Genomic DNA, 23,215 nt, shown 5'->3' with positions numbered 1-23,215 from the left:
CCACGACATCAAACAATCGCTATCTTTCCTCAACCCGTCACAAAGGAGGTTTCGATGCATTCCAAACAAAGTTTCTCCACTCGGAAGGCCACCAGATTGGCTGCAGTCACCTTTGGCATCGTCATTGCCTTGCTTCATCCTGGCAGTGCTGCAGCCGACGGCCTTGCGAGCAAAATCCTCGAAGGTCCGAACACTTCCAATCAACGAGCATTCACAAGTTGCTCCGTTTTCTACACAATGTGCATTCAGCGATACGGTAGCAGACCCGGCAGCACGGCTGGCATGACACGATGCGCAGATTGCTTGAATAACTGCAATCGCTCGAATGGATGGTGGCCGATGATCAGCGGTTGCGCCGTATAACGACAGTGACGTGCTTCGTCGCGAGTAGTTGTGTCGATAGCGCTCAACCGCACAAAAATCCGTCGTTCGCTCGCGACGAGGTTGAAATTTCTACCCAAGATCAAGGCGTACCAATGCTCCGAAACAAAGATCACCAAAATATGATCCATGCATCATTCTCGGACATCACATCCAATGTCATCGCATCTGCAATTTCGGAAGGGAGGTTGATGGGGTCACATGTTCTTATTGGCGGAAACTGGCACCTCGGCCCTCTCAAAGAACGCGACGTCTCGACCCTGTCGGCGTGGTTTTACGATAATTTCGGATATATCCCAAGCGACTTGACCATCGACACCCCTATCATCCCCACCAACGAGTTGATCAAAGTGTGTGCATGGGTAAATCCATTATCATCAATCGAATATGCGAATTTCATGCACTGGATAAGCCATGATCCTCCACGGGATTTCCTGTTGATTTCGATCCCGAAAGAGAGTGCCCACCCTGCTGCGGAGAACTTCCTCGATCTCACCAAGCTTCTCGACAATGCAGTTGAAATAAAATCGATCGACGTCAGTTCCTATATCACAGAATGGAGCTCCCTCGTCGAGGAAAACGCCGATTTCAGAATGGTCAACGGAATTGGAAAAATTCAATCATTCCGATCAACGGATTTCGACGCATACATCATCAACTCCATAGCCAGGAAGTGGGAGCCCACACCGATAGTAGTATTGCGCATAATAGAAATAATCCAATCGGAAAGACGTGATTTTCCGGGAGACATTTTCCTCTATCATCGACTCGAGAAATTCTTCTTGAGTGGCATCATCGAGAAGCAAGCCGAAGTCAGCATCACACAAACACAGATACGGATTGCGAGTTCCTGGCATCTCCGTTCATCAGCCATGCAAATTTCAGACTCCATACGCCATGCCGAATAATATAAATCTCCTTCCAACATCACTCTTTACACTTGCGCTCGCCACAGCGCACACCGAAGCAGCTTCCGCCGATGTAGAAGCGAACTTGCAACGGGAATTGCAAGCCAAACTGCCCGAACTGAAGATAGAGCAAGTTATCCCGTCAAAAATCGACGGACTATATGAGGTCACCGCAAATTCACGAATTTTCTACAGCAATTCATCGGCATCGCACGTTATCATCGGCAACCTGTTCGACACCAATAGTCAGGAAAACATAACAGAAACACAACTCAATAAGATTAACAGCATAAACATCAATGACCTTCCATTCCAATATGCCATCAAACATAAAAATGGAACCGGAGAGCGCGTGATCGCTACATTCTTCGATCCGAACTGCTCGTTTTGCAAGAAAATGAGTCCCGAGCTAGGCAAGATCCCCAACGTGACCGTATACATTTTCCTGTACCCAGTTCTTTCTACCGACTCCGTCACCAAATCTGAAATCATTCTGTGCGCCGACAATCGACTCCAAGCATGGAAGCAATGGATCGAAAGAGGGAAAACCACCGCCCCCCGCAAGCGTTGCCAGCCCACCATCACGAAAGAACTCCTTTCGCTGGGAAAGAAGCTCAATATCAGGGGAACGCCCACCACGTTCCTGCCTTCCGGAGAAAGAGTCGCGGGATTTATTTCCGGGAAAGATTTGGCTGACAAGATTGATCGCAATAACCGCGTGGAGCTTAGAACCCCACCCCGCCCCTGAAGTTTGAAGGGGCATTCCGCGATCACGGTAGCACGGATCGAATCCGGGTGACGATCCTCTCCGCATCCTTGTATTGACCTGTCACTCCATGAATTGAAACACAGACAAAGTCGACAGATACGCCGCAGAACTTCCGGCACAATTCAGCACAATTCCTACACGGATTCACGAAACTACCTCGATTATCATGGCCGCCTGACTCGAACCAGCATCGCCGCGCCGTATCCATCCGACTCCTCTATCGATCTGCACTGCATGCCACGATTGCAGGACCATCCCGATTAGCCATCCACGCCGCCGACGCCCGACTCATCAACGCCGTATTCTCATGAATAAGAAGATCCGCCGCCGGCTCACCATACTGGTCATCAGCGGTGCAGCCATTGCCACTGCCGTCGTAGCAATAACGATCGCCACGCCCGACAAACATCCGCAGTACCTGTCCGCGCCCGTCACGCGCGGCGATCTCGAGAACGCGGTGCTCGCGACCGGCGCGCTGCAGGCGTTCAAGCAGGTGGACGTCGGCGCGCAGGTGTCGGGGCAGTTGAAGACGCTGAAGGTCAAGCTCGGCGACAAGGTCACGAAGGGCCAGTGGCTCGCCGAAATCGATCCCGTGATCTCGGAAAACGCGCTGCGCCAGGCACGCGCCAGCGAAGAAAGCCTGCGGGCGCAGCAGCAATCGACCGCCGCGCAACTGACACAGGCCGAGCTCGCGTTCCGTCGCCAGCAGGCGATGCTGCCCGACGATGCGACGTCGCGCGAAGCGTTCGAGGCCGCGCGCGCGGCGCTCGACGTGCAGCGCGCCACCCTCGCATCGCTCGCCGCGCAGATCCGTTCGGCCCGCATCCAGATCGAGACCGCGCAGGCCAACCTCGGCTACACGCGCATCGTCGCGCCGATCGACGGCGAGGTCGTCGCGATCGTCACGCAGGAAGGCCAGACCGTGATCGCGCAGCAGCAGGCGCCGGTGATCCTGAAGCTCGCGAATCTCGACACGATGACCGTGAAGGCGCAGGTATCGGAAGCCGACGTGATTCGCGTGAGCGCCGGCCAGACCGCCTATTTCACGATCCTCGGCGAACCGGACAAGCGTCATTACGGCAAGCTGCGCGCGATCGAACCGGCGCCGCAGAACTACGCCGACGCGCAAAGCACGCTCGGCGGCGGCGCGGGCGGCAGCGCGAAACCCAACAGCGCGGTGTTCTACAACGCCCTGTTCGACGTGCCGAATCCCGAGCACCGGCTGCGCATCGCGATGACCGCCCAAGTCAACATCGTGCTCGGCAACGCGCGCAACGCGCTGATCATTCCGGCCGCCGCGCTCGGCGAGAAGCGCAAGGACGGCACCGTCGCGGTACGCGTGCTGCGCGCCGACGGCAGCACCGAAACGCGCCACATCCGCATCGGCATCAACAACAACGTGCGCGTCGAGGTGCTGGCCGGCCTGAAGGACGGCGAGCGGGTCGTGATCGGCGAAGCGTCGGCGGACGAGCGCGCGCCCTTGTCGGACGTGGTGTAACGATGAGCCAGCCTCTGCTGAAACTCGCCGCCGTCACGCGACGCTTTCCGGCCGGCGACAAGGACGTCGTCGTCCTGAACAACGTCAGCCTGTCGATCGACGCGGGCGAGATCGTCGCGATCGTCGGCGCGTCGGGGTCCGGCAAGTCGACGCTGATGAACATCCTCGGCTGCCTCGATCATCCGAGCGAAGGCACGTACACGGTCGGCGGACGCGACACGCACATGCTCGACAGCGACGAGCTCGCGCAGTTGCGCCGCGAGCACTTCGGCTTCGTGTTCCAGCGCTATCACCTGCTGCCGCACGTCGACGCGGTCGCGAACCTCGAAATGCCGGCGATCTATGCGGGCACCCCGCGCGCCGAGCGGCACGCCCGCGCCCGCGCATTGCTCGCGCGCCTCGGGCTCGCCGATCGCGCGCATCACCGGCCCGGGCAACTGTCCGGCGGCCAGCAGCAGCGCGTGAGCATTGCACGCGCGCTGATGAACGGCGGCCAGGTGATCCTCGCGGACGAACCGACCGGCGCGCTCGACACGAAAAGCGGCCAGGACGTGATCCGCATCCTGCACGAACTGAACGCGCTCGGTCATACGATCGTGATCGTCACGCACGACAAGGCCGTGGCGCGCCATGCGCGGCGCATCATCGAAATCAGCGACGGCGAGATCGTCGCCGACCGGCCGAACCGCCACTACGCGGAAGCGCTCGCGGAATCCGGCGTCGGAGCAGCCGCAACGGCCGAAGCGGCACCCGACGGGCGGTCCGCACCGGCTTCCGCGGATGCCTCGCCGGCCGCCGAAACCGAAACCGCCCCCGACGCCGCTCCCGCCCCGCGCACCCGACGCTTCGCCGCCGGCACCGGCCGCTTCGGCGAGGCGTGCCGGATGGCCTGGATCGCGCTCGTGTCGCACCGGCTGCGCACGCTGCTGACGATGCTCGGCATCATCATCGGCATCACGTCGGTCGTGTCGATCGTCGCGGTCGGCGAAGGCGCGAAGCGTTACATGCTCGACGAGATCGGCAGCATCGGCACCAATACGATCAGTCTTTATCCGGGCACCGACTGGGGCGACAGCCGCGCGGATGCGATCCAGACGCTCGTGCCCGACGACGTCGCCGCGTTGGCGGAGCAGCCGTACATCGACAGCGCGACACCCGAGACGTCGCGCACGCTGCTGCTGCGTTATCGCAACATCAACGTGAATGCGCTCGTCAGCGGCGTCGGCGAGCGCTACTTCCAGGCGCGCGGGATGCGCTTCGCGCTTGGCGTCGCGTTCGACGACGACGCGGTGCGCCGCCAGGCGCAGGTAGTCGTGATCGACCAGAACACGCGCCGCAAGCTGTTCGGCGCGGCGCGCAATCCGGTCGGCGAAGTGATCCTCGTCGACAACGTGCCGTGCGTCGTGATCGGCGTGACCGCCGACAAGAAAAGCGCGTTCGGCAGCGTGAAGAGCCTGAACGTGTGGGTGCCGTACACGACCGCGAGCGGGCGCCTGTTCGGCCAGCGCTATCTCGACAGCATCACCGTGCGCGTGCGCGACGGGCAGCCGAGCGCCGCCGCCGAGAAAAGCCTCGAGAAACTGATGATCCAGCGCCACGGCCGCAAGGACTTCTTCACGTACAACATGGACAGCGTGGTCAAGACCGTCGAGAAGACCGGCCAGTCGCTGACGCTGCTGCTCTCGCTGATCGCGGTGATCTCGCTCGTCGTCGGCGGGATCGGCGTGATGAACATCATGCTGGTGTCGGTCACCGAGCGTACGCGCGAGATCGGCATCCGGATGGCGGTCGGCGCGCGCCAGTCCGACATCCTGCAGCAGTTCCTGGTCGAGGCCGTGCTCGTGTGCCTGCTCGGCGGCACGATCGGCATCGCGCTGTCGTTCGGGCTCGGCGCGCTGTTCTCGATGTTCGTCGCGCAGTGGAAGATGGTGTTCTCGGCCGGCGCGATCGCGACCGCGTTCGTGTGCTCGACGCTCACCGGTGTGATTTTCGGGTTCATGCCCGCGCGCAACGCGTCGCGGCTCGATCCGATCGATGCGCTCGCGCGCGACTGACGAAACATGGCCATCACGCATTCGTCCCCGCTTCACCGTCTCGGCGCATTCGCGTGCGCGGCCGCGCTGCTCGCCGGCTGCGCGGGCGTGCGCCACGATCCGCTGCCGGCCGTCGCGATGCCCGCGAACTGGGCCGCGCCGGTCGCGGTCGACGCGCCGGCCGCCGCGCGCGACTGGTGGCGCAGCTTCGGCGATCCGCAACTCGATGCGCTCATCGACGACGCGCTGCGCGCCAACGGCGATCTCGCGATCGCGGCGATCCGCGTGTATCGCGCACGGTTGCAGGCAGGGCTCGTCGATACGAACCTGACGCCCAACGTGACGCTCGGCGCGAACGGCGCCGTGTCGCGCACGCTCGATACCCACCGAACGAGCCGGTCGAGCGGCCTCGCCGGTTCGCTCAGCTACGAAATCGACCTGTGGGGCAGGCTGGCCGCGCTGCGCGATGCCGCGCACTGGGAAGCCGACGCGACGGCCGCCGATCTCGAAGCCGCGCGACTGTCGCTGATCGGCACGACCGCGGCGCTGTACTGGCAGATCGGCTATCTGAACCGGCAGATCGCGCTCGGCGACGCGAACATCGCGTATGCGGTGCGCACGCTCGCGCTCGTCCGGTCGCGACACACGGCCGGCGCCGTGTCGGGGCTCGATCTCGCGCAGGCCGAGCAGAGCCTCGCCGCGCAACGCGCGGCGCAAACGCAACTGATCCAGCAGCGCACCGAGAACCGGCACGCGCTCGCGATCCTGTTCGACCGGCCGCCGCAGCAGCTCGCCGCCGAGCCGGCCGCGCTGCCCGACGCCCCGCCGCCCGACGTGGCGGCCGGCCTGCCCGCTAGCCTGCTCGGCCGGCGTCCCGACCTGCGTGCGGCGGAATTCCGGCTGCGCGAGTCGCTCGCGCAGGTCGACGCGACGCGCACGAGCTTCTACCCGACCTTCACGCTGACCGGCAGCGCCGGCACGACGAGCACGAGCCTCGAGCGCGTGCTGACGAACCCGGTCGGCACGCTCGGGCTCGGCCTCGCGCTGCCGTTTATCCAGTGGAACACGATGCAGTTGCAGATCAAGGTGTCGAAGTCGCAGTACGAGGAAGCGGTGGTCGGGTTCCGCCAGCGGCTCCATACGGCGCTCGCGGAAGTCGAGAACGCGCTGTCCGCACGCGTGCAGCTCGAACGCGAGGCCGAACAGCGTGCGCTGTCGCTCGCCCAGGCGCAGCGCGCCGAGCGGCTGGCCGCCGCGCGCTTCGCGGCCGGCGCGACCGCCGTGCAACCGTGGCTCGACCAGCAGCAGGTCCTGAGGAGCGCGCAGAGCGCCGACGAACTGACGCGCCTGAACCGGCTCAACAACCAGATGAAGCTCTACCGCGCGCTCGGCGGCGGGACGTCCTGACCGGCCGTCCTGTGCCGACCGCCGGCCGCGTCATTCGCACACGGCCGCCCCGCGCCGCGCCGGCGCGAACGCCACCATGCTCGCGGTCGCGAGCACGGCCACGCCCGCCGCGCCGTACACCATCACCCAGCCGAACCCATGCACGAGCGCAGCGTGCAGCGCCGCGCCGGTCGGGTCGGCCTGCGCGAGCGCCGGCGCGACGGCCTGCAGCCCGTCGGTGCGACCCGACGCGATTTCCTGCGCGAGCCGGCGCAGCGCCGCATCGCCGATCGCGCCGGCCGGCCCGCGCTTCAGGCTCGCGACGATCCCCGCCACCAGCACGAAGCCCATCGCCGCGATGTTCAGCGCGAGCGAGATCATCCGCGCGCTCATGTCGATGCCCGACGCCATCCCGGCCCGCGCACTCGGCACCGCGCCCGTCGTCGTGTTGGTGACGGGCGTATTGGTCAACCCGAGCCCGATGCCGGCGATCGCGCAGCCCGGCAGCATCGTCAGCCAGCTCGCATGATCGGCCGCGCTGCCCAGCCGCATCAGCACGAAACCGGCCGCGATCGTGAACAGGCCGCCCGGAATCACGACGCCCGGGCCGTAGCGCAGGGCGAGCCGTTCGCCGAACGGCGGTGCGATCAGCGTCGGCAGCGTGTACGCGAGCAACGCGAGGCCGGCCGTCACGCTGTCGTAGCCGAGCGCGACCTGGAACCAGATCGGCAGGTAGATCATGAACGGCCAGAAGCTGAAGTTCATCCCCATCGAGCCGAAGATCGCGCCGGTGAACGCGCGAATCCGGAACACCGAGAAGTCGAACATCGGCCGCGCGCTGCCGCGCTCCGCGGCGACGAAGCCGGCCAGCGCGAGCACGGTCGCGCCGAGCACGCCGAGGCCGGTCCTACTCGTCAATCCGAGTTCGGCACTTTGGGTGATGTAGAACGCGAGACCGAGCACCGCGAGCGACAACGTGACGATGCCCGCGACGTCGAGCGAGCCCGCATGCGGATCGCGCGATTCGCGCACCGCGCCGCCGATCAGCGCGAGCGCGACCGCCGCGAGCGGCGCATGCACGAGGAACACCCACGGCCAGCTCGCCAGCGCGACGATCGCGCCGCCGACGATCGGCCCGAACCCGAGCCCGATGCCGAACACGATCCCCCAGATCCCGAATGCACGACCGCGCTCGCGCCCTTCGCGGAACTGGTGCGACAGCACGGCGATCTGGCAGATCAGCATCGCGCCGCCGCTCGCGCCCTGCAACAGCCGGCCCGCGACGAGCACCGGCACGTTCGGCGCGAGCCCGCACAGCAACGACGTCGCGCCGAACAGCACGGTGCCGACCACGTACACGCGCTTGCGGCCGAACCGGTCCGCGAGCGTACCGGCCGCCATCAGCACCGTCGTACACGCGATCGTGTACGCGTTCATGATCCACTGCATGCCGTTGAAATCGCCATGCAGCACGTGTTCGAGCGTCGGCAGGATCACCGGCACGCTCGAGATTTCGAGGCCGAACATCAGCGACGTGAGACAGACGGCCGCGAGCGCGACCGCATTCCTGCGAGAGTCGGATAGCGTCATGCGTATTGCGCGGCGGCCCGACGACGGGCCGCGCGCCTCCAGGTCAGTAGGATTCGCCGCGTGCGGCCGGCGACGCACGCTGAACGGGAATCGGTACTATAGTGAGAATTCACCTCCCCATTGACGCATCCATTTCCATGCACTGGGGAATCTCAGGACCCAATCGACTCACACCCGCCATGACCGACAGACTCGACGGCGTAACGACCTTCGTCCAGGTCGTGGAATCGGGCAGCTTCGCGCTGGCCGCGGAGCGGCTCGACATGACGCGGTCCGCGGTCGGCAAGGCGATCGCGCGGCTCGAGAAGCGGCTCGGCGCACGGCTGCTGCAGCGCACGACGCGCAGCCAGAGCCTGACCGACGACGGCCAGGCGTACTACGACCGCTGCGTGCGCGCGCTGGCCGAACTCGAAGCGGCGGAAGCCGATCTCGACTGCGGCCGCCACGAAGCGCGCGGCAAGCTGCGGCTGAGCGTGCCGCTCGCGTTCGGGCACCACTGCGTGACGCCGATCGTGCTCGACCTCGCGCGCACTTACCCGCACCTGCGGATCGACGTGTCGATCACCGACCGCTTCGTCGATCTCGTCGAGGAAGGGATCGACCTCGCGGTGCGGATCGGTACGCTCGCGGACAGCACGAGCCTCGCGGTGCGGCGGCTCGGCACGCAATACGGCAGCCTCGGCGCGGCGCCGTCGTATCTCGCGCGCTACGGAACGCCGAAGACGCTCGACGACCTGAAGCACCACCGGACGATCGCCTATTCGCGGTCGGGCGTGGTGCAGCCGTGGGACTTGCGCGCGCCGGACGGCTCGACGGTGCGGATCGACATGCCGCATCAACTGAGTTTCGACGACGTGCAGGCGATCGCCGCGGCCGGTGCGTCGGGATTCGGGATCGCGTGGCTGCCGAGCTGGCTGCTCGACCATTACGTGAAGCGCGGGGAGATGGTGGTCGTGCTGGATCGCTGCTTCGTCTGCGAAGGGGACATTCACGCGATCTGGCCGAAGACGCGCTACCTGCCGCGCAAGACGCGCTGCGTGATCGATGCGCTCGCGCAGGCGATTCCGCCGATGATCGAGCGCGCGGACGAAGCGCGACGAGACGCGTGAAAGCCGACGCGCCGCACGGCGCGTCGGCGCATGCGCATCACGCCGCGCCGAGATCGGCGAGCGGATGCGCGAACAGCTTCCACGGCGACGTCAGGAAATGCCGCACGCGCTCGGCGCGCAACTCGACGAGCGACGCGGGCGCCCAGCGCGGCTTGCGATCCTTGTCGACGAGATGCGCGCGCACGCCTTCGCAGAAGTCGCCTTCCTCGATCGCGCGCGCCACGATGCCGAGCTCCATCCGGAACGATTCCGCGAGCGTCATCTGCCGGCCGCGCAGCAGCGCCTCTCGCGTCACGGCGAGCATCGTCGGCGAATGGCTCGCGAGCGCATCGAGCGTCGCCTGCAACCATTGACGGTGCTCGCGCGCCAGCTCGTCGCGCGCCAGGTCCTGCGTGAGCGTCGCGACGATCCGCTCGACGGTCGAGCGCTTGTCGAAGTGGCGGACGATCCACGGCATCTGGCCGTCGAGCGCCGCATGCGGCACCACGTTGCACGGCGGCTCGAACACCTTGCGCAACAACGGCAGCGCATCGCCATCCCATTTCACGCTTTCGATGCGCGTCTCGAACGTGTCGAGCCACGCGGACGGCACGCACAGGTCCGCGAGCTTCGCGCTCAGCGCGTCGGCGCCCGACAGCATCGCGCCGGTCAGCCCCACGTACAGTTCGAGTTCGGCCGGCATGCGCGACAGGAAATGCGTCGCCCCCACGTCGGGCACGAGGCCGATGCGCGTTTCCGGCATCGCGATCTTGCTGCGCTCGGTCGCGACACGCAGCGCCGCGCCCTGCGCGAGCCCCATGCCGCCGCCCATCGTCACGCCGTCCATCAGCGCGACCACCGGCTTCGGGAACGTGTGGATCGCGTAGTCGAGCCGGTATTCGTCGACGAAGAACGGCAGCCAGGTCTCGCGCTGCGCGACCATCCTGTACAGCGCGCGCACGTCGCCGCCCGCGCAGAAGCCCTTCTCGCCCGCGCCGCGCAGCACGACCGCGACGATCTGGTCGTCGTGGCGGCAGCGCTCGAACAGCGCGCTCAGCTCGCCGATCATCGCGTACGACAGCGCGTTGAGCGCGGCCGTCCGGTTCAGCGTGATCAGCGCCACGCGGTTCACCACGCGATACAGCACCTCGGGTGCATGCTCCGCGAATGCGTCGTGATTCGTCACCGGCGTGCTCATCGTTGCGACTCCCCATCGGTGCGCCACTGCGGCGCGCGCTTGCCGAGGAACGCCGCCACGCCTTCGCGCGGATCGGCCGTGTCGAACAGGTCGACGAAGCGCTCGCGCTCGACCGCGAGCGCCGCGCCGCGCGGCACGCCGCGGCGGGCGAGGCCGATCAGCTCCTTGCTGTAGCCGACCGCATGCGGGCTTTGCCGTGCGACGTTGCGCGCCAGCGCGAGCGCCGCGTCGCGCGCGGCGCCGCTTTCCACCACGTCCTCGACGAGGCCGATCCGCAGCGCGGTGGCCGCATCGACGCGCGCGCCGGTCAGGATGATCTTCTTCGCCCAGCCTTCGCCGACGAGCCAGGGCAGCGTCTGCGTGCCGAGCCCGCACGGCAGCAGGCCGACCGACGGTTCGGGCAGCGCCATCTGCGCATGCGCCTCCGCGATCCGCAGGTCGCACGCGAGCGCGCATTCGAGGCCGCCGCCCATCGCATAGCCGTTGATCGCCGCGATCGTCACGACGCGCGCATCGTGCAGCGCCTCGAACGCCGCGCCGAAGCGCGACGCCATCGCGCGCGCGACCGCGCGGTCGCCGTCGGCGAACGTGTTGAGATCGGCGCCCGCGCTGAAGAACTTCGGGCCGTCGCCGGTGATCACCAGCGCGCGCACGCGCGGGTTCGCATTCAGTTCGGCGACGGTGGCCTGCAACTGCTGCAGCCCGTCGGCGGTAAAGGCATTCGCGGGCGGACGCTTGAGCGTCGCGCACGCGATCGCGCCGTCGTCGACGTAGTCCAGTTCGATCATCACGCGTCCTTCTTCGTGGCCGGTTGGTACAGGCGGATCACCGCCGAGAAATCGAGCTGGCCGTCGCCGCGGCTGCTCATCGTCTGGTACAGCTGCTGCGCGAGCGCGCCGAGATAGACGGGCTGGCGCGCCTGCTTCGCCGCATCGTTCGCGAGGCCGAGATCCTTCAGCATCAGGTCGGTGCCGAAGCCGCCGGAGTAGCCGCGCGACGCCGGCGCGGTCTCGATCACGCCCGGATACGGGTTGTAGGTGTCCGAACTCCAGCAGCGGCCCGTCGACGTGTTGACGATGCCGGCCAACACCTTCGGGTCGATGCCGAGCGCGACGCCGAGCGACATCGCCTCCGACACCGCCGCCATCGAGATGCCGAGCACGAGGTTGTTGCAGACCTTCGCGACCTGCCCCATGCCCGTCGCGCCGCAGTGGACGATGTTCTTGCCCATGCCGGCGAGCACGGGCTTCACGCGCTCGAAATCCGCATCGCTGCCGCCGACCATGAAGGTCAGCGTGCCGGCCGCCGCGCCGCCTGTGCCGCCCGACACCGGCGCATCGACGAACGCGCCGCCGTGCTCGCGCACCAGCGCGCCGAACGCCTGCGCGCTCGCCGGGTCGATCGTGCTCGAATCGATCACCGTCGCGCCCGCGCCGAGGCCGGCCAGCACGCCGTTCTCGCCGGACAGCACCGAGCGCACGTGCGGCGCGGCCGGCAGCATCGTGATCACGAACGTCGCGCCCGCCGCCGCATCGCGCGGCGACGCGGCCGCCTGCGCGCCGGCGTCCTGCAGCGCGCGCAACGCGTCGGCGCTCAGGTCGAACGCGTGCACGTCATGGCCGGCTTTCAGCAGGTTCAGCGCCATCGGCGCGCCCATGTGGCCGAGGCCGATGAATCCGATTTTCATGTTCGTTTCCTCCACCGCTCAATGCAGCCGGATCGTCGTATTCACCGGGCCGGCCGTCGTGTCGTCGTCGAACCAGCGCGCGGTGACCGTCTTGGTCTGCGTGTAGAACTGCACGACCTGCTTGCCGTACGGGCCGAGATCGCCGAGCTTCGAGCCGCGCGAACCGGTGAAGCTGAAGAACGGCACCGGCACCGGAATCGGGATGTTGATGCCGACCTGGCCGACGTCGATCTCGCTCTGGAACTTGCGCGCCGCCGCGCCGCTCTGCGTGAAGATGCCCACGCCGTTGCCCATCGGGTTCGCGTTGACGAGCGCGATCGCGTCGTCGAGCGTGTCGACCGCCATCACGACCAGCACGGGCCCGAAGATTTCATGCGTGTAGATCGACATGTCGGTCGTCACGCCGGAGAAGATCGTCGGGCCGATGAAGTTGCCGTCCTCGTAGCCGGGCACCTTCACGTCGCGACCGTCGAGTTCGAGCTTCGCGCCTTCCTTGATGCCCGCGTCGATCAGCGTCAGGATCCGCGCCTTCGCGCCGCGCGACACGACCGGGCCGACGTCGGTGCCCGCTTCGGCACCTGCATTGACCTTCAGCGCCTTCGCCTTCGCGACGATGTCGGGCAGCCACTCGCGCGCCTTGCCCACCAGCACCGCGACGGAGGTCGCCATGCAGCGCTGGCCGGCCGCGCCGAAGCCCGCGCCGACGAGCGCGTTGATCGCCTGCTCGCGGTTCGCGTCGGGCAGCACGATCGCGTGGTTCTTCGCGCCCATCATCGACTGCACGCGCTTGCCGTGCTGGCCGCCGAGGTTGTAGACGTGCGTGCCGACCGCCGTCGAACCGACGAACGAGATCGCCTTCACGAGCGGATGCGTGCAGATCGCGTCGACGACTTCCTTGCCGCCGTGCACGACGTTCAGCACGCCTTTCGGTATGCCGGCCTCGAGCGCGAGTTCGACGAGTTCCATCGTCGACATCGGGTCCTGCTCCGACGGCTTCAGCACGAACGTGTTGCCGCACACGATCGCCATCGGGAACATCCACAGCGGAATCATCGCGGGGAAATTGAACGGCGTGATGCCCGCGCACACGCCGAGCGGCTGGCGCAGCGTGTAGGTGTCGACGCCGCCCGCGACGTTCTCGGCGAATTCGCCCAGTTGCAGCGTGCCGATCGAGCATGCGTGCTCGACCACCTCGAGGCCGCGGAAGATGTCGCCTTCGGCGTCGGGAATCGTCTTGCCCTGCTCGGCCGTCAGCGTCTTCGCGATGCGCTGTTGGTTCGCGCGCACCAGATCCTGGAACTTCAGCATGATGCGCATGCGCGCGGCGATCGGCGTGTTCTTCCACGTCGCATACGCGGCGTGCGCGGCCTGCACGGCCGCGTCGACCTCCGCGACGGTCGCGAACGGCACGCGCGCGAGCACCTGCTGCGTCGCCGGGTTGACGACGTCGCGCCACTCGTCGGTGGCGGACTCGACGAAAGCGCCGTCGATCAGCAGCTTGACCGTCGGCACGTCTTGCCCCGTACGGGGCGTCGGATTCGCGTTCATCAGAGCACTCTCCTTGCAGTGGGTCGCGGCGTGGCGGCATGCCGCCGCGCGACCGGTTCGATTCGGCTGCGGGCGGCCGCCGCGGCATGCGGCGCGCGCGGCCCGCGGCCGGTCATTTCAGTTCGGCGGCGAAATCCTCTTCCCAGTATTCGCCGGGCATGCGCGCGGTCGCGTCGTCGCCGCGCTCGATCTCGCGGCGGCGCAGTTCGACGCGGCGGATCTTCCCCGAGATCGTCTTCGGCAGCTCCGCGAATTGCAGGCGGCGGATGCGCTTGTACGGCGCGAGCTTCTCGCGCGAGAAACGGAAGATCTCCAGCGCGAGCGCGGGGCTTTCCTCGTAGCCCTGGCGCAGCGTGACGAACGTCTTCGGCACCGACAGCCGTACCGGGTCCGGGCTCGGCACGACGGCCGCCTCGGCGATCGCCGGATGCTCGATCAGCACGCTCTCGAGTTCGAACGGGCTGAGCCGGTAGTCGGACGACTTGAACACGTCGTCCGCGCGGCCGACGTACACGTAGTAGCCGTCGTCGCGACGCATCGCGATGTCCGACGTGCGGTAGTGGCCGTCGCGCATCGCATGGGCCGTCGCGTCGGGATTGTTCGCATAGCCGTTCATCAGCCCGACCGGGCGCGCGGCGCCATCGCCGAGCGGCAGCGCGACCTCGCCTTCGCTGACGGGCGCGCCGTCCGGATCGAGCAGCGCGATCCGGTAGCCGGGCAGCGGCCGGCCCATCGAGCCCGCGACCACCGGCTGACCCGGCGAGTTGCCGATCAGGCAGGTCGTCTCGGTCTGGCCGTAGCCGTCGCGGATCGAGATGTTCCACGCCTTCTTCACGCGCTCGATGATCTCGGGATTCAGCGGCTCGCCCGCGCCGACGATCTCGCGCAGCTTCACGTCGAACGACGCGAGCGGCTGCTGCACGAGCATGCGCCACACGGTCGGCGGCGCGCACAGCGTGGTCACCCGGTATTTGACGAGCGCATCGAGCACGACCTTCGGCTCGAAGCGCGCATAGTTGAACGCGAACACGCACGCCTGCGCATTCCACGGCGCGAAGAAGCAGCTCCACGCATGCTTCGCCCAGCCGGGCGAGCTGATGTTCCAGTGGATGTCGCCCGGCTGCAGGCCGACCCAGTACATCGTCGACAGATGGCCGACCGGATAGGTGCGGTGCGTATGCTCGACGAGCTTCGGCTTGGACGTCGTGCCCGACGTGAAGTACAGCAGCATCGGATCGTTCGCGTGCGTGACGGCGTCCGGCTCGAACGCGGCGCTCGCCGCATAGCCGTCGTTCATCGCGAGCCAGCCCGCGCGCGGCGCGCCGGCGACGATCTTTTGCGCGAGGCCGAGATCGGGCTGCTCGAACTTCGCGGTTTCGTTCTCGTCGACGATCGCGTATTTCGCGCCGCCGATGCGCACGCGGTCGCGCACGTCGTCGGGCGACAGTTGCGTCGTGGCGGGCAGCACGATCGCGCCGAGCTTCATCGCGGCCAGCATCGCGTCCCACAGCTCGACGCGGTTGGGCAGCATCAGCAGGATGCGGTCGCCGCGCACGACGCCGATCGAGCGCAGCCAGTTCGCGATCCGCGACGAACGCTCGGACATCTGCGCGAACGAATACGGATCGCCCGTGCCGGTCGCCGCATCGACGATCCACAGCGCGGGCTCGTCGTTGCCGCGCGCCATCGGGTCGAAGTAATCGAGCGCCCAGTTGAACGCGTCGAGCACCGGCCATTCGAACTCGCGGTACGCGGTGTCGTAGTCGGTGCGATGGCGCAGCAGAAAATCGCGTGCGTCCAGGAATGCCTGTACCGTCATGTGTCGTCTCCGTCCAGTCTCCATGCCCAGCGGTCAACCGGCGCACGTGCTGCAGCACCTGCCCGGCTCCGTGTTGCACGGCGCACGGTCACGTCGTTGCGTGCCGTGTTCGCCGCGCCGCCCTCGTGCTTGCGTTGTATGCCTGCTTGTTCGACCGTTTGTTCGACTGCGTGACACCCCGGATGAGCGCGCGCCGCGACTCAAAGCTGTCGCGCGATCACCATCCGCTGCACTTCGCTGGTGCCTTCGTAAATCTGCGTGATGCGCGCGTCGCGATAATGACGCTCGACTTCGTAATCGACCAGATAGCCGTAGCCGCCGTGAATCTGGATCGCGTCCGAGCACACGCGCTCCGCCATCTCGGACGCGAACAGCTTCGCCTGCGACGCTTCCGACAGGCACGGCAGCCCGGCCGTGCGCAGCTTCGCCGCGTGATGCACGAGCAGGCGCGCGGCGTTGATCTGCACGGCCATGTCGGCGAGCTTCTGCTGGATCGCCTGATGCTCGGCGATCGGCTTGCCGAACTGCACGCGCTCGCCCGCATAGCGGCGCGCCTTGTCGAATGCGGCGCGCGCGATGCCGAGCGCCTGCGCGGCGATGCCGATGCGCCCGCCTTCGAGGTTCGACAACGCGATCTTCAGCCCTTCGCCGCGATTGCCGAGCAGGTTTTCCTCGGGAATCGCGCAGTTCTCGAACGTGATCGGGCAGGTGTCGGACGCGCGGATGCCCATCTTCTTCTCGGGCTTGCCGACGATGAAGCCCGGCGTGTCGGTCGGCACCAGGAACGCGGAAATGCCGCGCTTGCCGGCTTCCGGATCGGTCATGGCAAAAACGATCGCGACGCCCGCGCGCTGGCCATTGGTCACGAACTGCTTCGCGCCGTTCAGCACCCACTTGCCATCGCGCAACTCGGCGCGCGTGCGCAGGTTGTTCGCCTCGGAGCCGGCCTGCGGCTCGGTCAGGCAGAATGCGCCGATCACGCGGCCGGCCGCCATGTCGGCCAGCCAGCGATCCTTCTGCGCGGGCGTGCCGAAGCCGAGGATCGGCCCGCAGCCGACCGAGTTGTGCACGCTCATCATCGTCGCGCACGCGGCGTCGCCGGCCGCCACTTCCTCCATCGCCAGCGCGTAGGCCACGTAATCCGTATACGAGCCGCCCAGCTCCTGCGGCACGATCATCCCGAGCAGGCCCAGTTCGCCGAGCTGCGCGACGATCGCGTCGGGCAGGTGCGCGTCGCGGTCCCACTGCGCGGCGCTCGGCGCCAGCACCTCGGTGGCAAAAGCGCGCGCGGCATCGCGGATCATCCGCTGGTCTTCGGTGTAAAGCTCGTCCATGGTGCTGCAGTCTCCCGCGGCCGCCGGGCGCGACCGTCCTTGCGTTTCGATGCAACAAGTGTAGGCAAGCACGCGCGACTGTTCGATGCTCGCGTCGCTCATTTACACTGAGCGTTTTTGCCATACCGGCGACACCGATGAAGCAGGAAGACAAGGGAACCGTCGCGATCGGCCTCGTCGCGTACAGCGTCGCGCTGGCCACGCGGCGCGGCGTCGCGGCCGAGCCGCTGCTCGCGCAGGCCGGCATCGCGCCTGCGCTGCTCGAGCAGCCGCGCGCACGCGTGTCCGCGCAGCAATATGGCGCGTTGTGGAACGCGATCGCGCGCACGCTCGACGACGAGTTTTTCGGGCAGGATCGTCACCCGATGCGCAGCGGCAGCTTCATCGCGATGAGCCAGGCCGCGCTGTCCGCGCGCGACGGGCTGCACGCGATGGCGCGCGCGGTGAACTTCATGCACTGCGTGCTCGACGACTTGCACGCGGAGCTCGACGCAAACCCGCAACGCGTGCGGCTGCGTTTCGTGCACCGCAACAACGGCGCGACGCCCGCGATGTTCACGTACGCGACCTATTTCATCATCGTCTACGGCCTCACCTGCTGGCTGATCGGCCGGCGCATTCCGCTGCTGCATGCGAGCTTCCGTTGCGACACGCCGCCCGCCGATCACGAATATCCGTCGATGTTCTGCGACGACATGCGTTTCAACGAGCCCGATTCGTATGTCGATTTCGATCCCGAATTCGCGACGCTGCCGGTCGTGCAGAACGCGAAGACGCTGAAAACGTTTCTGCGCAACGCGCCGGCCAGCTTCATCGTCAAGTACCGCAACCCGAACGCGCTCGCGCAGCGCGTGCGCGCGGTGCTGCGCGGGATGCCGCCCGCCGCGTGGCCGGGCGCGGGCGGGATGGCCGCGCGGCTGCACGTGGCCGAGGCCACGCTGCGCCGCAAGCTGCACCAGGAAGGCCACGCGTACCAGTCGATCAAGGACACGCTGCGGCGCGATCTCGCGTTCGAGGCGCTGGCCGACCCCGCACGCACGATCGCCGACGTCGCGGCCGCGACCGGATTCGCGGAGCCGAGCGCGTTCTACCGCGCGTTCCGCAAATGGAGCGGACGCAGTCCGGCCGACTATCGCGACGAAGTGCTCGCGCGCGGCGGCGGCGCCAGCTGAATCCGGCCGGCGCGGCCGCACCTTCGCGCTTTCCGCCGAAACCGCCTAATCTTCAGGTATCGGGCCCACGCCCTTTCCGCAAGCCGGACGGCACGCGGTCGTGCGCCGCCCGGACGTCCCGATGCGCTTTCACCGTCATGGGCCGCCGCCGGCCTCTGCCGCGCCCGACGGCCGCCCCCGTCACCCGCTGTCCGCGCGGGTCGCGCGCGCCGCGCTGTTCGCGGCGCTGCTCGTCGTATGCGCCGCGCTCGCCGCACCGCCATCGGCCGACGCGCCGGCCGCGCGTCCGGTCGTCGTGATTCCCGTCAATGGCGCGATCGGCCCGGCCAGTGCCGATTTCATCGTGCGTTCGCTCGAGCGCGCGGCCCGCGAGCACGCGCCGCTCGCGATCCTGCAGCTCGACACGCCCGGCGGCCTCGATACGTCGATGCGGCAGATCATCAAGGCCATCCTCGGCTCGCCGGTGCCGGTCGCCGCGTTCGTCGCGCCGGGCGGCGCGCGGGCGGCGAGCGCGGGCACCTACATCGTCTATGCGAGCCACTTCGCGGCGATGGCGCCCGGCACCAATCTCGGCGCGGCGTCGCCCGTGCAGTTCGGCATCGGCGGCGCCGCGCCGCCGGGTGCGCCACCCGGTGCATCGGGCGCATCGGGCGCGTCCGCCACGGCCGCCGCGCTGCCGACCGACACGCAATCGACCGAGATCCGCAAGGCGATGCAGGACGCGTCCGCGTACATCCGCGGCCTCGCGCAGTTGCGCGGGCGCAATGCGCAATGGGCCGAGCGCGCGGTGCGCGAGGCCGTGAGCCTGTCGGCGAACGAGGCGCGCATGCAGCACGTCGTCGACCTGATCGCGCAGGATCCGGCCGATCTCGCGCGTCAGCTCGACGGCCGCGCCGCGACGACCACCGCCGGCACGCTGCATCTCGCGACCGCGCACGCGCCGCTCGTCATGCTCGCGCCGGACTGGCGCAGCCGCTTCCTGGCGATCATCGCCGATCCGAACGTCGCGCTGATCCTGCTGACCATCGGCATCTATGGCCTCTTCTTCGAATTCGCGAACCCCGGCTTCGTGCTGCCGGGCGTCGCCGGCACGATCTGCCTGCTGGTCGGGCTGTTCGCGATGCAGTTGCTGCCGGTCAGCTATGCGGGCCTCGGCCTCGTGCTGCTCGGGCTCGGCTGCCTCGTCGCCGAGGCATTCCTGCCGACCTTCGGCGTGCTCGGGTTCGGCGGAATCGTCGCGTTCACGATCGGCGCGCTGATGCTGATCGACACCGACGTGCCCGGCTACGGAATTCCGTGGCCCGTGATCGCGAGCCTCGCGCTCGGCGGCGGGCTGCTCGTCGCGGGCGTGTCGAGCGTCGCGCTGCGCGCGCGGCGCCGCCCGGTCGTGACGGGCGCCGAGGCGATGCTCGGCAGCATCGGCGAAGTGCTCGACGACGGCCTGCATCCGGACCAGCCGAACGACGCGGCCGGCGCCCCGCCGTCGGCCGCCGGCTGGGCGCTCGTGCACGGCGAGCGCTGGCGCGTGGCCAGCCGCACGCCGCTGGCCGCCGGCTGCCGCGTGCGCGTCACCGGCCGCCACGGGCTGACGCTGACGGTCGCGCCGCTCTACGACGTGCCCGCCCCCGCCCATCCCCAGGGAGAACCTTCATGATCGGTTACACGTTCGGCTTCAGCAGCGTCCTGATCGTCTTCGTCGTGGTGCTCGTCGCGTCGTCGATCCGCATCTTTCGCGAATACGAGCGCGGCGTCGTGTTCATGCTCGGCCGGTTCTGGAAAGTGAAGGGGCCGGGGCTCGTGCTGATCATCCCGATCGTCCAGCAGGTCGTGCGGATCGACCTGCGCACCGTCGTGTTCGACGTGCCGCCGCAGGACGTGATCACGCGCGACAACGTGTCGGTGAAGGTCAATGCGGTCGTGTATTTCCGTGTCGTCGATCCGGAGAAGGCCGTGATCCAGGTCGCGCACTTCTTCGACGCGACGAGCCAGCTCTCGCAGACGACGTTGCGTTCGGTACTCGGCAAGCACGACCTCGACGCACTGCTGGCCGAGCGCGAGCAACTGAACGCCGACATCCAGAAGACGCTCGACGCGCAGACGGACGCGTGGGGGATCAAGGTGTCGACGGTCGAGATCAAGCACGTCGACCTGAACGAGACGATGATCCGCGCGATCGCGCGGCAGGCCGAAGCCGAGCGCGAGCGGCGCGCGAAAGTGATTCACGCGGAAGGCGAATTGCAGGCGTCGGAGAAGCTGCTGCAGGCCGCGCAGCGGCTCGCGCAGCAGCCGCAGGCGATGCAGTTGCGCTACCTGCAGACGTTGACGACGATCGCCGCGGACAAGAATTCGACGATCGTGTTCCCGCTGCCGATCGATCTGCTGGGGGCGTTGCTGGAGCGGTTGGGAGGGAAGCGGGAGGGGTAAGAGAGAAAAAACAGTCCTGACGACAAGGAAGCTTCTCGATCGAAGCCTGCCGATCGGCAGGCATTGCTCTTGGCCCTGCTCGCCCGGGATAATGAGGCCATGTCCCCGGAACGCGTACCTACGCCAATCATTGCATGATCGATTCCCTGCCAACGGGCCCTTGGAGCGACGACGACTACCGACACTGGCTGGCGGTGCTCAAGCAGCGGGTGACGCACGCACGCCAGCAAGCAGTTGCCAGCGCGAATCGGGAACTTGTCTCGCTGTACTGGCAGATTGGCCACGACATCCTCGAGCGCCAACAGCGCCAAGGGTGGGGAGCAAAGGTGATCGACCGGCTCGCGCGGGATCTGAAAGCAGCGTTCCCCGACATGCAGGGCTTCTCTCCACGAAACCTCAAATATATGCGGGCATTGGCGCAGGCGTGGCCGACACCGGCAATTGTGCAACAGGCCGTTGCACAATTGCCTTGGTCCCATGTCGTGACACTTCTCGACAAGGTCAAGGAGTCAGCGGCACGCGACTGGTATGCAGGCAAGTCACTTGAAAACGGGTGGTCGCGCAACGTGCTTGCAATGCAGATCGATACGCACGCGCATCTCCGCGCCGGAGCTGCAGTAACAAATTTCGACGTCCGGCTACCACCGCCTCAGTCGGATCTAGCGCGCGAGGCGCTGAAGGATCCTTACGTATTCGACTTTCTGGGGCTGACCGACGATGCGCAGGAACGCGACATCGAGCAGGCACTCACACGCCACATCACGCGCTTTTTACTGGAGCTCGGGGCGGGTTTCGCATTTGTCGGCCGTCAGTATCGGCTGGTAGTCGGTGGTGACGAGTTCTTCATCGATCTGCTCTTCTATCACTTGAAACTACGCAGCTACGTCGTGGTCGAGTTGAAAGCGACGCCATTTCGCCCGGAATACGCGGGGCAACTCAATTTCTATTTATCTGCGGTCGACGCCGAACTGAAAGCGCCGGACGATCAACCGACGATCGGCTTGCTGTTGTGTCGCGAGAAAAACCGACTCGTCGCCGAGTATGCGCTACGCGGCATGACCAACCCGATGGGGGTCGCTGAATATGAACTCCTGCGGCATGTGCCGGCATCGCTCGAATCCGGTCTGCCATCGATCGATCAGATCGAAGCAGAATTGGGGCCAGAATTACCCGACGAGTGACGGAAACGGATCCTCACTCCGCGAGTCATGCCCCGATCTTCCTGAATACCTAGAGCTTCTCCTCCATTTCCCCCCTCCATTAGGACAAATCCTCACCCCACGGGGCTGGCGCGTTTTCCGGAACCGTCTATGATAATTACATTGCTCAATGGCACATTAAATGCTGACTGAATAACGCGTGACGGCGGATGCCGGCGCGCGCATTCCGGATCGGCACCCCGCGAAGAACAGGACTCGAGTAAGCGCCGATGCGCCAACTCCGGTCGACCCATGGAGACGCATCATGACCGCCCACCACCCGCTGCCGGAAGTCCATCTCGACGAACTGCCGCAATTCCGCGCCGTCCAGCAGCTGGCGTACCGCTGCGTCGAAACCGTCGGCGCGATGCTGTACCCCGGCATCACCGAGAAGGAAGCCGCGCGCCTCCTGACCGAATGGCTGCAGGACAACGGCGTGCACGACTGGCTGCACAAGCCGTTCGCGTGGTTCGGCGACCGCACCGCGTTCGAGGGCTTCTCCGGCCTCAAGCACATGGGCGGCTTCAATCTCGCGTTCTTCCCGAGCAACCGCCAGCTCGAAACCGACATGCCGGTGATCCTCGACGTCGCGCCGGTGCTCGACGGCATCGTCGCCGATGTCGGCTACGCGCACTGCCTCGGCCGCAACCCGATCCTCGAGCAGTTGCAGGACGACCTGATGGACCATCGCGACATGATCGTGCGGCTCGTGAAGGCGCGCCGGTCGATGGCGGAAGTCGCGCAGGAAGTCGACGCGCTGTGCCGCCGCCAGGGCGTCGAGCCGCGCCACAAGGCCTACCCGTTCAAGGTGCTCGCGCATCGTGTCGCGAAGATCCACAAGCTGTCGAAGCCGCGCTTCGTCGCCCGCTTCGGACTGAACGCGACGCGCAACCTGCTGCTCGACCAGGGCCGCGCGGCGAAGCAGCAAGGCTGGTCGCCGCTGTGGTCGATCGACCGCCGCTCCGAGCATGCGCCCGTGCCGGGCCTGTGGGCCGTCGAGCCGCATCTCGGCTTCGCCGGCGTCGGCGCGAAATTCGAGGAGCTGCTGGTGATCACCGACGACGACGCGTACTGGCTCGACGACGATCTGCCGCACGTGCGCCGCTGGCGCCGCCGCCAGGCCGAGCGCGCGCAGGCCGCGGCGAACGTGCCGGCCGCCGCCTGACCCACCCGCCCCTCCT

18 protein-coding genes are annotated in these 23,215 nt (G+C 66.8%); 11 read left to right on the top strand and 7 right to left on the bottom strand.

The window, feature by feature from the left end:
- The first annotated feature begins 332 nt into the window (after positions 1-332).
- The 5 genes from WT53_RS14025 to WT53_RS14010 all read left to right on the top strand — a co-directional run bounded on the left by WT53_RS14025 (position 333) and on the right by WT53_RS14010 (position 6,996).
- Positions 333-1,289: a DUF3658 domain-containing protein gene (locus tag WT53_RS14025; protein WP_257127839.1), complete on the top strand. Its 957-nt coding sequence runs from the start codon at positions 333-335 to the stop codon at positions 1,287-1,289.
- Complete coding sequence (locus WT53_RS32365) at positions 1,279-2,037, top strand: DsbC family protein (RefSeq protein WP_080747632.1); 759 nt, start codon at positions 1,279-1,281, stop codon at positions 2,035-2,037. The genes WT53_RS14025 and WT53_RS32365 overlap by 11 nt, the downstream gene beginning before the upstream one ends.
- Positions 2,038-2,365: 328 nt before the next feature.
- Positions 2,366-3,556 (top strand): efflux RND transporter periplasmic adaptor subunit, encoded by a 1,191-nt coding sequence (locus tag WT53_RS14020; RefSeq protein ID WP_034204352.1) that lies wholly within the window; start codon positions 2,366-2,368, stop codon positions 3,554-3,556.
- A gap of 2 nt (positions 3,557-3,558) precedes the next feature.
- Positions 3,559-5,610 carry a MacB family efflux pump subunit gene (locus WT53_RS14015; RefSeq protein ID WP_034204351.1) on the top strand — a complete coding sequence of 684 codons (2,052 nt, stop codon included), beginning with the start codon at positions 3,559-3,561 and terminating at the stop codon, positions 5,608-5,610.
- A 6-nt stretch (positions 5,611-5,616) separates the two neighbouring features.
- Entirely contained in the window at positions 5,617-6,996 is a 1,380-nt protein-coding gene (locus WT53_RS14010) for an efflux transporter outer membrane subunit (protein ID WP_034204350.1), read from the top strand.
- 30 nt (positions 6,997-7,026) lie between these two features.
- On the opposite strand, the gene WT53_RS14005 is transcribed toward WT53_RS14010, so the two are convergent.
- Positions 7,027-8,565, bottom strand: a complete 1,539-nt coding sequence (locus WT53_RS14005) for an MFS transporter (protein ID WP_034204349.1) — start codon at positions 8,563-8,565, stop codon at positions 7,027-7,029.
- Positions 8,566-8,744: 179 nt separating this feature from the next.
- Here WT53_RS14005 and WT53_RS14000 point away from each other — a divergent pair, with 179 nt between their 5' ends.
- Complete coding sequence (locus WT53_RS14000; RefSeq protein WP_034204348.1) at positions 8,745-9,674, top strand: LysR family transcriptional regulator; 930 nt, start codon at positions 8,745-8,747, stop codon at positions 9,672-9,674.
- 37 nt (positions 9,675-9,711) lie between these two features.
- Here WT53_RS14000 and WT53_RS13995 read toward each other — a convergent pair whose 3' ends face one another.
- The 6 genes from WT53_RS13995 to WT53_RS13970 all read right to left on the bottom strand — a co-directional run bounded on the left by WT53_RS13995 (position 9,712) and on the right by WT53_RS13970 (position 17,239).
- Positions 9,712-10,851, bottom strand: a complete 1,140-nt coding sequence (locus WT53_RS13995; protein ID WP_034204347.1) for an enoyl-CoA hydratase/isomerase family protein — start codon at positions 10,849-10,851, stop codon at positions 9,712-9,714.
- Positions 10,848-11,639, bottom strand: a complete 792-nt coding sequence (locus WT53_RS13990; protein WP_034204346.1) for an enoyl-CoA hydratase — start codon at positions 11,637-11,639, stop codon at positions 10,848-10,850. Before WT53_RS13990 ends, WT53_RS13995 begins: the two co-directional genes overlap by 4 nt.
- The gene (gene mmsB, locus WT53_RS13985) at positions 11,639-12,538 is read right to left on the bottom strand and encodes a 3-hydroxyisobutyrate dehydrogenase (RefSeq protein WP_034204345.1); all 900 of its coding nucleotides are present in this window, start codon (positions 12,536-12,538) and stop codon (positions 11,639-11,641) included. Before mmsB ends, WT53_RS13990 begins: the two co-directional genes overlap by 1 nt.
- Positions 12,539-12,556: 18 nt before the next feature.
- Positions 12,557-14,086, bottom strand: coding sequence for a CoA-acylating methylmalonate-semialdehyde dehydrogenase (locus WT53_RS13980; protein ID WP_034204344.1), 1,530 nt, complete (start codon positions 14,084-14,086; stop codon positions 12,557-12,559).
- Positions 14,087-14,198: 112 nt separating this feature from the next.
- On the bottom strand, positions 14,199-15,905 hold the full coding sequence (locus WT53_RS13975; RefSeq protein WP_060260293.1) for an AMP-binding protein: 1,707 nt from the start codon (positions 15,903-15,905) through the stop codon (positions 14,199-14,201).
- 200 nt (positions 15,906-16,105) lie between these two features.
- Positions 16,106-17,239, bottom strand: a complete 1,134-nt coding sequence (locus WT53_RS13970; protein ID WP_060260290.1) for an acyl-CoA dehydrogenase family protein — start codon at positions 17,237-17,239, stop codon at positions 16,106-16,108.
- Positions 17,240-17,376: 137 nt separating this feature from the next.
- Between WT53_RS13970 and WT53_RS13965 the strand changes: the two genes are divergently transcribed.
- The 5 genes from WT53_RS13965 to WT53_RS13945 all read left to right on the top strand — a co-directional run bounded on the left by WT53_RS13965 (position 17,377) and on the right by WT53_RS13945 (position 23,199).
- A complete protein-coding gene (locus WT53_RS13965) occupies positions 17,377-18,411 on the top strand; it encodes an AraC family transcriptional regulator (RefSeq protein ID WP_034204341.1) in 1,035 nt (344 codons plus the stop codon).
- Between the two features lie 121 nt (positions 18,412-18,532).
- On the top strand, positions 18,533-20,065 hold the full coding sequence (locus WT53_RS13960) for a nodulation protein NfeD (protein WP_034204340.1): 1,533 nt from the start codon (positions 18,533-18,535) through the stop codon (positions 20,063-20,065).
- On the top strand, positions 20,062-20,835 hold the full coding sequence (locus WT53_RS13955) for a slipin family protein (protein ID WP_060260287.1): 774 nt from the start codon (positions 20,062-20,064) through the stop codon (positions 20,833-20,835). The genes WT53_RS13960 and WT53_RS13955 overlap by 4 nt, the downstream gene beginning before the upstream one ends.
- Before the next feature lie 134 nt (positions 20,836-20,969).
- Positions 20,970-22,016 carry a YhcG family protein gene (locus WT53_RS13950; RefSeq protein WP_060260284.1) on the top strand — a complete coding sequence of 349 codons (1,047 nt, stop codon included), beginning with the start codon at positions 20,970-20,972 and terminating at the stop codon, positions 22,014-22,016.
- A 283-nt stretch (positions 22,017-22,299) separates the two neighbouring features.
- On the top strand, positions 22,300-23,199 hold the full coding sequence (locus WT53_RS13945; protein ID WP_060260281.1) for a M24 family metallopeptidase: 900 nt from the start codon (positions 22,300-22,302) through the stop codon (positions 23,197-23,199).
- Positions 23,200-23,215: the final 16 nt, after the last annotated feature.

Source organism: Burkholderia sp. MSMB2157WGS (genome assembly GCF_001532755.1).
Classification (GTDB): Bacteria; Pseudomonadota; Gammaproteobacteria; order Burkholderiales; family Burkholderiaceae; genus Burkholderia.
The sequence above is the reverse complement of the archived record's forward strand: the minus strand, read 5'-3'. Positions and strand labels throughout refer to the sequence as shown.